The following is an 11,585-nucleotide window of genomic DNA, read 5'->3' on the forward strand; positions in this document are numbered from 1 at the left end:
ATGAATCATAAATCCACCCAAACACTCAGACACTCACTGTTGAAGAACCTGCTCCTCTGTTTGCTTTTAGGCTTTTCCATAACCCTTCTAGCAGATGAAGAGAACTGCATGAGTTGCCATCAGTACAAACTTTTTGGTCGTATGGATGCCTCTGGTGAATTTCATAATTTTTTTATTGATGAGGCAGCTTTCCAAAATTCTGTACATGCTCGTTTGACCTGTACTGCCTGTCACTCTGATGTGACCAATATTCCCCATGATCCTACTCCGAAAACAGTGGATTGCGCCCAATCCTGCCACATTGAAGATCCCTTTAGCGGAACCCCTTTTAGTCATGCTCCTGTGGTCGAGAAGCTGGAAGCCTCAGCTCATGGCATGCGAAATGATGAATCTGATGAATTCAAACCGAGTTGTAAAAGTTGCCATATCAATCCCCAGCAGATATCAACTGAGGGACTCATCTTTTCTGAGATCAGCAGCAATTGCTCAAAATGTCATCAACCCGAGGGCTTGACCTACGCCATCAAACACATGGAATTCCATGGTAATTCACACGAATTCTGGACCCAGGAACGCAAAATGACGGTCTGCGCCAATTGTCATACTGATTCAACTCTGGTAGGAGGTATTTTTCAGGACAATATGGTAGCCTCATTCATGGATACTTACCACGGAGTCGGTTTTACCTTTGGTGATGATCGTTTACCAGTATGCTCGGATTGTCACGATTATCATTCCGTTTTCCCTCAGTCAGATGTGCGATCCACTGTCCATCCTCTGCAAGTGGGTGAGACCTGTGGCGGTGTCGGTTGCCATGAGGGTGCCAGTGATTCTTTTGTAACAGGTTCCATGCACTTCCGCTATACTGGCTGGAAGTCTGAAGTCTTATTCTGGGTTAAGAATGTCTATATCCTGTTGATCGTTGGCGTGATAGGATTTATGCTGCTCCATAATTTCCTGGATTTTCTGAAGACCCGGAGGGTGCTCAAAGAACATCCCATGCCGCCTTCATCAGAACAACGCTTCTTCCTACGGCTGAATAAAGCTGAGCGAATCTCACATATCATTGTATTTGTCTCATTCACTGGACTGGCAATCACCGGAGCCCTACTCTGGATACCACCGCTGAATGATGTGGCCTGGGTGCCGGATTGGCTGTTTCTGGGAGCTCTCAGACAATGGATTCACCGCATTTTTGCCATCGCTCTGACTGCTGTTAGTATCTATCACATTGGCTATGCCATTTTCACCAGACGGGGTCGTAAACTCTTAATGGCCATGATTCCCAAGCCAGTTGATGCGGTTAACATCGTACATAATATTGGCTACTTGTTGAATATTAAAAAAGACCCGCCAAAAATGCCTTATTTCAATTACGCTGAAAAAATGGAATATCTGGCATTTGCCTGGGGTACTCTGGTGATGACAGCTACTGGTGTGATCCTCTGGTTGGAACATCTCGGACCCAAATTTTGGGTGGATGTTGCCAGACTGGTTCATTCTCTGGAGGCTATTCTGGCCGTTCTGGCGATCATTGTCTGGCACTTTTATCTGGTCCACTGGCGACCTGGGAAATTCCCCATGAGTCGAGCCTGGGCCACGGGATATATCTCTGAACATGAAGTTGAAGAAGAACATGGGCTTGATGCAGACGAGTTCACGGAGGAATATCATGCGTAGACGATTCTTTGCCCTGGGTTATGTGTTCTTTGTCCTGCTCACCGTTACCGGCTTGATCATGACCTTTGCTTTTTTCGAGCGTATTGGTACCAAAGCTACCCTGACTTCCAGTGATCTGGTGGAGGATGCTTTGGCAGATACGGCCAGCATAAAGGCTGATCCTGCTTTTGTAGTTGAAAATATCGGGAAGGATTTGCAAGCCTCCCTGGAGAACTTCCACTATTACCCTGCGGTCAATTTTATCGAACAGGAATACCGTTCGAACTGTTTGAGCTGTCACACACCGTTACCCCATAATAAAGATATCAAATGGCGCGCCTTCTTGAATATGCATGGTAATTTCATCGCCTGCCAAACCTGCCACACAGCGGAGATCGCCGAGAACTATCATTGGGTTGATATTGAACGCGCAACGGTAGCTAAGGTTTTGCTGCCTGACAGTCCGCTTATGGCAGTTCAACTGGTGGGTTTCAATTCCAACACCCCTGCTTTTACCGGACAGACCGACCCTGGATTTTTGAGCCAATTAACTGAAGATATCAAAAATGATCGGACCAAACAGGATCAACTCTGCAAGAATAACTATCGTCAGGATCTTGAATCGGCTCTTACCTGTGAAAATTGCCATAACCAGAAGCCGGTCATCGATTGGTCCAAACTGGGTTATTCAGAGGAGCGCGCTTTGGAGCTAAGCACCCTCAGTACGCCATCAGTCTATCAAAAATATGATGAATTTTACATTCCGAGCTTCTAGACGATGAAACATCTGCTTCTTTTTATTATTCTTGTCACAGCGGTTTTGGCTCAACCGTCGGCAGAGATCATACACCGCTTTCAGGCCGGTATGGATCGTCCTACTGATATTGCCCTGCTGGAGGATGGCCGTATTTGTGTCGCTGATGGAGTTAATAGTCGCGTACTTGTATTTGATCAAAGCGGAAAACATGAAGTCTTGCGATTTGCCGAGTTAAAACGACCTTTGGGATTGGCCGCTGATCTTAAAGGTGGACTACTGATAACTGATACTGAAGCAAATGCTGTGTTTATCCTGGACAAATATTTGGTGCTCAAAGCCCAGTTGCCACTCACTCCAGAGATCGATGCAACCGATGTTTTACCTGTTGGTGATCGGCTATGGGTAGTGGATAATGATGGTCACCAGATCCTAATACTTGATCGGCAAGGACATATTAAAAACAGCATTGGCCACAAGGGTACAGTGGGCCCGACCTTCAATTATCCCTCGACCATCAGTCTGGGTAAAGAGCGCCGCATTTTTGTTTGTGATGTTTTAAATGGTCGGATCCAATTGTTTAATGTTGATGGAAGTTATCGTGGTCAGATCGCTGATTGGGGTATTACACAGGGAAGTTTATATAGGCCTAAGGGAATTGCGGCTCATCCCGCTGGCCCTTTTGTGATCACGGATAGTTTTACAGGATCGATTCACTTTTTTAAAAGCCAGAGCAGCCAGGGGACCGTTTTGACCACTGGAAATTCAGAATATTTGCGCCTGGAGAATCCGCTGGGTCTGGTTTGGGGAACTGAGGATATGTTGTGGGTGGTTGAGAGTGGCACCGGTGATGTTCTAGGGATCAAGATCCGATGAACAAAAGATATCTGATCGTTTGCCTGCTCTCCTGTTTGATCCCTACATTGGTCTGGGGACAGCTTTCACGAAATAGAAATGATGAGAAAGAATGTGTGATCTGCCACGCCCAGTGGCACCATGACTTGGATAATCCTGGTCAGTTACTACCGGAGATTTCTACCAGCACCATTATTGATGGTAAGCCAGCTGTTGTCAGTGATCGGGAGATGTGTATTTCCTGCCATGATGGCTATGTTATGGACTCACGTGAAGTATTCAGCTCAACCAATCACCAGGTCAATTTAGATAAGACCCATATCAACGTTCAGGGCTTGCCTCTGGGTGCCGAGGATGAGATATATTGCGGTACCTGTCACACGCCTCACGCTCTCAAACCTGAACGGGCAGGCGGCTTGGCTCCCTTTTTAAGAGTAGAGGTTAATAATTCAGCGATGTGTCTGGATTGTCATTCTGATCAAGCAGCGAATCATGCCAGCCATCCCATTCATGTGCAGGTTACTCAACATAATCTACCCGGAAATCCATTCTTTGGTGAAAATGAGCAGTTGGAATGCATGACCTGTCATCCGATCCATGGTGATCAGGGCGTCACCGGTGTCGCTGGCAAGGATCGCAGTGAACTTTGTTCAGCCTGTCATGAACCCTATTTTAATATTCAACTGACCGATCATGATCTGACTACCACCTTGCAGAATAAAAACAATACCATCGGTCCCAGTCTGGAAGATCAGGATGTCTGTGCACCCTGCCATATAAGTCACAATGGTGGCGGTGAATTTATGTGGTTCACCGGGTTAGAGGCTGAAGCAGGAAAAAATGGTTATTGTTTATCCTGTCACATGAACAACGGCCTGGCTCGCGAGAAATCAATTACTCATTCAGGACATCCGGTGGGTGGCCAGCATCTTGAAATGGATATTCCTGCCCTGGGAATCAATGCAGGTGATAAGTTGCTCTGTACTTCCTGCCATGATCCCCATCAGTGGGAATATTCACAAAAGCATGCTGCTGTGACAGCAACCAACGAGGAGGGGAGTGAATATACATCCTTCCTGCGCTTACCTGATGATGCCCAGGGGCAGTTATGTACAGCTTGTCATCATGAACAGAAAATGATCAAAGATTCAGACCACAGTGTGGTGCGTGAAGGATTTCAGCAGCATTTTCGCAGTACTGGAGCATTTAATGGCCAGTGTTCTGTCTGTCATGACACCCATGGAGCTGCAGGGCTAAAGGTCACTGGCGCTAACGACTCAGACCTGACCAGGAGCTTATGTGAATCTTGTCATACAGAGGTCCACTATCCCACTACGGTCGGCGGATTTGATCATCCCATGGGAATGCAGCTTCAAGTCACTGAAGATCTGCCAACCCATGCTGGAGAGCTGACCTGTATTACCTGTCATGATCCCCACCAGTGGGGTGCAGTGCGAGAGCATTCGCAAGCAGTAGACCTGGTTGGCAATGATGCAAATTCATTTCTGCGGATAAGCAATTGGCCGGAACCTGGTCTTTGTCTCAGTTGCCATGAGGAACAAGGGACCGTTCTAAAGACCGATCATGATCTAAGTGATGGTGATCAGAATGCCTGTTCTTTCTGCCATACTGCCCATAATTCAAAAACTGAATTTGGGATTCTCAGTGTTTGGGATGAGGCGGCTGGTGAAACCTATAATGAAAAATTTTGTTTTTCCTGTCATCAGGCTGAAGCCAGTGGTGCTGAAAAAGTCCCCCTGGCCTGGAATCATCCCCATGAATACGGAACCTTGACCCACAATGCCCGAGGCACCGGTGATTGGATCGATTTCCCGCTCTTTGATCGTGATAAGCCTGGCGAAATGTTCGGCTTTGTTGATTGTTTCACCTGTCACGACCCGCACCAATGGTCTTTCAAAGAAGCTTTTAGGCAACCTTTATCAGAAAATGACGAAGGCGATTATATGACATCCTTTCTCAGAAATCCCAGTCATAAGACCCTGTGTACTGATTGTCATGGAGCCAATACTCTCTGGAAATACAATTATTACCACGATCCGGTGAAGAGGAAACGTTACTAATGGCTAAAACATTTAAAGTGTTTATTACCTGTATGTTGGCAATAATCATCATCTCCTGTGCAGCGAAAAGTCCACAGGTCGAGTCCTTATCCTTTCCGGCAGATATGAATCAACCGTTCCTTACGTTTGAGTATTTTTTGGGTGAGGGACCTACATCTCAGGATGGATTTTTAAAACGTTTATGGGGCAAGATCACAGGACCCACTGCGTCACTTTTTCTGGTGAGACCAAGTGCCGTTACAGCAGGGGAAGCTGGCGAAATTTTTGTTGTTGATGCTGATGCAGCCAGGGTTCTGAGGTATCAGTTTAGTGATGCAGGTGAGCTAAAGTCGGTAGTGACCTTTGGTGAAAGACTGTTCGTGTCTCCTCAAGGTATTGCCCTGATCAATGGTGTGATCTATGTTTCTGATGCTGAAACGGGGTTGATACACCAATTTGATTTGAAGCTTAATAATTTGGGCACACTTGAGATCGAAGGCCTGCAACGGCCGGGACGACTTAAAGCCAATCCCCATACAGATGAATTATATATTATTGATACTCCTGGCCATCAGATTTTGATCACGGACACCAACGGTCAGTTAAAAACGCGATTGAACAATACCCGTTTGGGTAGACAAATCCTTAAAGCACCTCTGGATGTGGATTTTACCAGCGAAGGCAATCTTGTAATACTTGATGGCTTGACCCGCCGAGTAGAATTTTTATCGCCAGATTACAAGTATTTATCAGGGTTTGGTGGTTATGATCGTGTTCCAGGTAGCTTCTCATATCCGCGTGGACTTGCCATCTCTTCAGATGGTTATGTTTTTGTATCAGATGCAGCTTTCGGAAATGTTCAGATATTTGATCCCAGCGGGGCACTGTTGTATTTCTGGGGAGAACATGGCAGCCAGCCCGGAGAGTTTCTATTGCCGGCGGCTCTGACCTTCGATGCGCAAGACAACCTTTATATTGTGGACCAATATAATAATCGGGTGCAGGTCTTTCATTATTTGGCCCAGGGGAGATGATTGTGTTAGCTCGACTGTTACTGCTACTGATGTTATTGGTTTCTGCAACGCTGGCGGCTCCCATAGGGCAAACAGGATTCATTGAAAGCAATCTTAGTTTCGATCTGGATAGTACCCGTGAATCCGGTAGCAGTTTTGTTCACCAGGAACGCATTGCCTGGGGCTTACAAGGGTGCAGCAATGCTCTATTGAATTTGAATTACAAGCTGACTTTGGGAGGCGTGCTCCGGGGGAATACAACCTTTTCCAAAACTCAGATTACTCCAGAATACGGTATTCGAACCAGCTTAAAACCGGCTAAGTTCATGGACCTGGCTCTTTTTTCATACTCCCGGCTACGCAACCCCATGCAAGTATTTTCTGATTCACTGGAGTATAAGGAATTTGTACATGGTATAAAGCTTGGTGCCCATTTCTCAAGTGGTACTCGTCTGTCCATCGCTACCGGTATACGGTCACAGGAAATCAATCATCGGGATAGTATCCGAACCAATCAACAATTTGTCCAACTACATATAGATCAGCGCCTGGCAGGAATGCAATTTCGTTTAACTGGCGAAAGCGATATCTGGAGTCGAGATACTTTAGCCAGCCAGCAGGCTGGTATGACTTCCCTGCAATGGGGTGGTAGTCCCTTTAAGAATCTGTATTGGACAGCTTCAAACTCAATTTATTTGACTGGAGACTATAATTTCTGGCGGCTCTCTCATCGTTTGAATTATCAGTTGTCACAGCGCCAAAAGATCTGGGCTCGTTTTAGTCAGGGTGATTTTGCCTATGGTTCCCAAACATTACTGCGTCGTAATTACGATCTGAGATATCGTTTCCAATGGCGGCCGACATTTGGTCTGGATCTGGTCTTTCGGGGTAATCAGGTAACGGTTCCAGATTCACTTGATATCTTCCATTGGCGGTCTTACGGCGTTAGCACCCACTGGAATGTAGGACGCCAGGGATTCGTCAGGGGGAATCTGGATGCCGGCTTTAAAGAATCATATCGCTATGGAAAAGGGATCGATGTATTACTACAGGCGACTGAATCGAAACAGTTGATCAATTCCAAAATTATCACCTTGCAGATACGCGATGATCTGAGTGCTGAATTCTTCCAAAGAATTGATGAAACAGGTGATCCGCGTTACGATATCCGCCATAAACTGCGCCTGACAACGACCTTTCTACCAGGGGGACGTCATCAAGTGGGGAACCACATAAAGGTACATACCCACATCGGTTCTGATCTTGATTTCTCACCAGATACTCTCAAAAATGCCATTATTGATGAGCTCTATTTCAAGACCTTCAGCCAAAAAAATCAATTTGCAGTTTATTATCAAACGGTTCTGGATATTCGGGATCCGGACAGTGATCTGCGCTTCTCTCTGAATACCAGATTCTTCCGGCGGGTTACCTCGAATCTCAGCTGTAATTTTAACAGTTCGTATCGATTTCAATCTGAGATCTATCCCGACTATCTATGGTTAAGTGCCATTTTGAAATTTAGAACAGATCTATTCAGCTATGCGCTAGAATTGCAGAGTGCTGGTTCACCAAGTACTGCTCTGGAGCAAGATTCGCGCATTTGGCTGCGCTTTGTGAGGCAAATATGATCATTAGAACATGTCTAACTGTCCTGGTTTTGGCTTTCGCAGTATGTGGACAAATTGAACAGGAACTACTTGAAAAGAGCAAGATCGCTTTCACACCTCACAACTTTTTTGGTAAAGATGCTCTGGCAGGTAGTGATTCCACAGTCCAGGATTATACTTTGTGCCGGCAATGCCATACCCCTTCCAAAATGGCTCCTGTAGAAGCACTCTGGTATCGCAAGGAAGCAATCAAAGATTTTAATGTAGAAAAAGTTGTTGATTCGGGAGCGGGGGAGCTCTTACCAGCCGAGGCAAATAGTCGGAGCTGTTTATTCTGTCATGATGGCAGCATGGCTCCCGGTTTCCATCATCGCCAGACCAGCCCTCATCAACAAGTGTCACTACTGGGTGGAGATGGACTGAGAAACAAGAACCATAATTTACATTTATTTGCTTTCCCGGAGAATGACTTAGAAACTCATCTTCCCTCATCGGACAGCCCGTTGGTCATATCAGAGACTGGAGCGATCACCTGTGTGACCTGCCATGATCCGCACAATAATGAACGAGGAGACTTTCTGCGAATAGAAGCTGAGGCATCACAGATCTGTTTTGATTGTCATGAAATGGCAAATTGGGAGCTTTCCACTCATGGAAACCCAGCGGATCCACGATTTTCGGCCATGAGTGAAATGGCTTGCGCCGCCTGTCATGATATTCATGCGGTTCCTCCAACGGCAAACTTATTGACATCAGATGAAAATACACTGTGTTTGAGTTGTCACGATGGCTCAGCAGATTCAGATCAAGAAGTAGCCAGTGAAACGGATCTGGAAGCTGTCTTTGACAAGACCTTCAGTCACCCCATCAGATGGAATTCACCCGGAGTCGCTCAAGCTGAACCCATGGATAATTGGAGTTCAGGTCTGGCTGGAGACCGCTCTGTTAGCTGTAGTGATTGTCACAATCCTCATGCTGCCTCAGATCATACACACTCACCTTTTATTGATGGTTCCCAAATTTACGTGCCTGGAGTTGACAGTCGGGGTTTCTCCAAAGCAATTTCTGATTATGAGTATGAGACCTGCTATAAATGTCATGGTATGAATCAGAATGCCACATTTGGGAACAACGTCGGTCTTTTATTTGCCCGAACCAATATGAGCTTTCATCCTATTGAAGCTCCTGGTAACAATCCATTTGTACCAAGCCTGAAACCGGAATGGAGTGAACAATCCATGCTCCAGTGTTCTGATTGTCATGGCAATGACGATCCGCTTGGAACCAAAGGTCCTCATGGATCGAATATCCCCCACATATTGAAAGCCTCCTATACTGATTTTCCTTTTGCCAGCCTGGAAGAGAACCAACTCTGTTTCAGATGTCATGAGGAGCAACGGGTGGTTCAAAGCAATGGTTTCAAATTTCATCAACTTCATATACAGGATGCTGGATACGCCTGTTCGGCTTGTCACGACCCCCATGGGAGTATTGAATATCCAGGCTTGATTGATCTTAATGCCAGTTTTATTCAGCCCTTAAATGGAGTCCTGGCAGTGGTTCGAACCGAACCGGGACACGGCTCCTGCACATTGAGATGCCACGATAAGGCTCATCCCAGTCAGAGTTATTGATTCAACTATTTTAATGCTTGGCAACCCACGACTCAAGTCGTGGGTTGCTGATCATCTACGATTCAATGCTCTAAAACTAAAACTGTCTAATAACAAATAGTTCTTTATAATAATGGGCATATGCCTATATTGATCCATGTCAGATTCCGAAAAAAAACGTGGTCGACCAAAGCAATGCAGACGCATACAGCATGCTCTGACTGCCTCTCATTTTGCACCGAATTGCCGAAAAGGAGGCGAGCGGGTGGAGATGGCTCTGGATGAATTGGAAGCCTTAAGGCTAACGGACCTGGAAGGATTGTATCAGGTTGATGCAGCTCGCATGATGAATGTTTCCAGACAGACCCTAGGTCGTATTCTCAAGAGCGCCCATCAAAAAGTGGCTGATTCATTGATCAACGGAAAAGTACTCAATATCCATGGCGGAAATGTACGTCACCGACAACCAATCACCACTGGTGAGGAAGATTCCCGCTTTTGCATTTGCCCCAAATGTGAAACAAAAGAAATTCATAAACCTGGATTGCCCTGTCAATCAGCAAAATGCCCAAGTTGTGGAGCAAGAATGCTGAAAGAAGGCTCAGAATATCATAACTTATGGCTCAAACGGAGGAAACAGCAATGAAAATTGGAATTGCATCAGACGATCGCACGACGATCGCACAACACTTTGGACGAACACTAGGATTTGTGATTGCGGAAATCGAAGGTGGTAAAGTTATATCAGAGGAATACCGGCCTAACACATTTTCCATGCACATGCAGCAGAAGGAGCATCAGCACAGTGAGCAAGCCAGGCATGGTCATTCTCACTCATCTATCCTGGCAGCATTGTCTGATTGTCAGTTCGTCCTGGCCCGGGGGATGGGGCGCCGGATCTATGATGATCTCAGAGGAGCGAATATTCAATCCGTGATCACAGATCAAGTTACTGTTGATGGGGCGCTGAAGGCATACATAGAGGGAACGCTAAAAGACAATCCTGAAAAGGGTTGCGAGCATTAATCCTTTCTGAGTATTGCAAGTGTTGATGATAATGAAGACGGAACCGCAAAAAGTATTTGAAAAAATATGAATATCGACACTTCGACTGGGCTCAGTGACCGCTTAACTACAATAATTATAATAGGTTACGAAAATATGGCGTATGTTTATAATAATCAACACTTTGCGTCATTTCGACAGGCTCAATACAGCGCTCTGCGTGCTCTGCCTGCCCGCACGAAGTTATACGCAGGCGGGCGAGAGGGACTTTTTGCGAGGGCGTCAATGAACAAATGTTACAGGAATTGAAATGTCAGATTTGAAAGAACTTACGCGTGAACAACTCATCGGAATGATGGATGATTTTGCCAAGAACTGGCTAGCCCATGATGGATTATGGTTTCAAGCTGTGGAAAAGGATTTTGGGATGGATGCAGCCATTGCCTGTGACACTGAGGCGTGGCGGAGATTTACGGTTATTGAAGCCCGGCGGATCATGAAACGTCATGATATACCCCCGAATTCAGGTCTGGAAGGACTGAAGAAGGCTCTAAACTACCGATTGTATGCTCGCCTGAATATTCAGGAAGTCATAGATGAGACTGAAACCAGTTTTGTCTTTCGGATGAACGATTGTCGGGTCCAATCTGCTAGAAAAAGACATGGATTGCCGGATTTCCCCTGCAAATCCGTTGGGATCGTCGAGTATACCGAATTTGCCAGAACCATTGATCCAAGGATCTCAACTTTGTGCATTGCCTGTCCACCGGATGCACATCCAGAGGAGTATTACTGCGCCTGGAAGTTTACGATCAATTAGGGTCAGTAAATAAACCGTTGAAACGGTTGTAGGTCTCCTAAGAATACAGAAACCCACGACTTAAGTCGTGGGCTGCTGATTATCTATGATTCAACGAACCGTTTTAACGGTTTACCATAATTAATGAATGGTGAGCGACTCTCCTCGACCAAAACCTCGGCTCATCACCGGGGGTTTTTTTTATCCTAAAACCGGG

The 11,585-nt window shown here is 45.8% G+C and carries 10 protein-coding genes; all 10 read left to right on the forward strand.

Annotation, left to right across the window (positions count from 1 at the left end; translation table 11 throughout):
* The 10 genes from U9Q77_04690 (at position 1) to U9Q77_04735 (ending at position 11,389) form a co-directional block, all read left to right on the forward strand.
* Positions 1 to 1,680, forward strand: a complete 1,680-nt coding sequence (locus U9Q77_04690; GenBank protein ID MEA3286654.1) for a cytochrome b/b6 domain-containing protein — start codon at positions 1 to 3, stop codon at positions 1,678 to 1,680.
* Positions 1,673 to 2,434: a hypothetical protein gene (locus tag U9Q77_04695; protein ID MEA3286655.1), complete on the forward strand. Its 762-nt coding sequence runs from the start codon at positions 1,673 to 1,675 to the stop codon at positions 2,432 to 2,434. The genes U9Q77_04690 and U9Q77_04695 overlap by 8 nt, the downstream gene beginning before the upstream one ends.
* A 3-nt stretch (positions 2,435 to 2,437) precedes the next feature.
* Positions 2,438 to 3,289 carry an NHL repeat-containing protein gene (locus tag U9Q77_04700; protein ID MEA3286656.1) on the forward strand — a complete coding sequence of 284 codons (852 nt, stop codon included), beginning with the start codon at positions 2,438 to 2,440 and terminating at the stop codon, positions 3,287 to 3,289.
* Positions 3,286 to 5,349 carry a cytochrome c3 family protein gene (locus tag U9Q77_04705; GenBank protein ID MEA3286657.1) on the forward strand — a complete coding sequence of 688 codons (2,064 nt, stop codon included), beginning with the start codon at positions 3,286 to 3,288 and terminating at the stop codon, positions 5,347 to 5,349. The genes U9Q77_04700 and U9Q77_04705 overlap by 4 nt, the downstream gene beginning before the upstream one ends.
* Positions 5,349 to 6,362, forward strand: coding sequence for a hypothetical protein (locus U9Q77_04710; GenBank protein ID MEA3286658.1), 1,014 nt, complete (start codon positions 5,349 to 5,351; stop codon positions 6,360 to 6,362). Before U9Q77_04705 ends, U9Q77_04710 begins: the two co-directional genes overlap by 1 nt.
* A gap of 2 nt (positions 6,363 to 6,364) precedes the next feature.
* Complete coding sequence (locus U9Q77_04715; protein ID MEA3286659.1) at positions 6,365 to 7,972, forward strand: hypothetical protein; 1,608 nt, start codon at positions 6,365 to 6,367, stop codon at positions 7,970 to 7,972.
* Positions 7,969 to 9,585, forward strand: coding sequence for a cytochrome c3 family protein (locus U9Q77_04720; protein ID MEA3286660.1), 1,617 nt, complete (start codon positions 7,969 to 7,971; stop codon positions 9,583 to 9,585). Before U9Q77_04715 ends, U9Q77_04720 begins: the two co-directional genes overlap by 4 nt.
* Before the next feature lie 136 nt (positions 9,586 to 9,721).
* The gene (locus U9Q77_04725) at positions 9,722 to 10,210 is read left to right on the forward strand and encodes a DUF134 domain-containing protein (GenBank protein ID MEA3286661.1); all 489 of its coding nucleotides are present in this window, start codon (positions 9,722 to 9,724) and stop codon (positions 10,208 to 10,210) included.
* On the forward strand, positions 10,207 to 10,590 hold the full coding sequence (locus U9Q77_04730) for a NifB/NifX family molybdenum-iron cluster-binding protein (protein MEA3286662.1): 384 nt from the start codon (positions 10,207 to 10,209) through the stop codon (positions 10,588 to 10,590). Before U9Q77_04725 ends, U9Q77_04730 begins: the two co-directional genes overlap by 4 nt.
* 289 nt (positions 10,591 to 10,879) lie before the next feature.
* Complete coding sequence (locus U9Q77_04735) at positions 10,880 to 11,389, forward strand: DUF6125 family protein (GenBank protein MEA3286663.1); 510 nt, start codon at positions 10,880 to 10,882, stop codon at positions 11,387 to 11,389.
* The last annotated feature ends 196 nt before the right edge of the window (positions 11,390 to 11,585 follow it).

Source organism: Candidatus Neomarinimicrobiota bacterium (assembly GCA_034716895.1).
Lineage (GTDB): Bacteria > Fidelibacterota > UBA8477 > UBA8477 > JABMPR01 > JABMPR01.

Excerpts from the sequence above, each read along its gene's own strand:
- U9Q77_04700 (MEA3286656.1), top strand. The coding sequence starts at position 2,438 with ATGAAACATCTGCTTCTTTTTATTATTCTTGTCACAGCGGTTTTGGCT.
- U9Q77_04735 (MEA3286663.1), top strand. The coding sequence starts at position 10,880 with ATGTCAGATTTGAAAGAACTTACGCGTGAACAACTCATCGGAATGATG.
- U9Q77_04730 (MEA3286662.1), top strand. The coding sequence starts at position 10,207 with ATGAAAATTGGAATTGCATCAGACGATCGCACGACGATCGCACAACAC.
- U9Q77_04710 (MEA3286658.1), top strand. The coding sequence starts at position 5,349 with ATGGCTAAAACATTTAAAGTGTTTATTACCTGTATGTTGGCAATAATC.
- U9Q77_04705 (MEA3286657.1), top strand. The coding sequence starts at position 3,286 with ATGAACAAAAGATATCTGATCGTTTGCCTGCTCTCCTGTTTGATCCCT.
- U9Q77_04720 (MEA3286660.1), top strand. The coding sequence starts at position 7,969 with ATGATCATTAGAACATGTCTAACTGTCCTGGTTTTGGCTTTCGCAGTA.
- U9Q77_04695 (MEA3286655.1), top strand. The coding sequence starts at position 1,673 with ATGCGTAGACGATTCTTTGCCCTGGGTTATGTGTTCTTTGTCCTGCTC.
- U9Q77_04725 (MEA3286661.1), top strand. The coding sequence starts at position 9,722 with ATGTCAGATTCCGAAAAAAAACGTGGTCGACCAAAGCAATGCAGACGC.
- U9Q77_04690 (MEA3286654.1), top strand. The coding sequence starts at position 1 with ATGAATCATAAATCCACCCAAACACTCAGACACTCACTGTTGAAGAAC.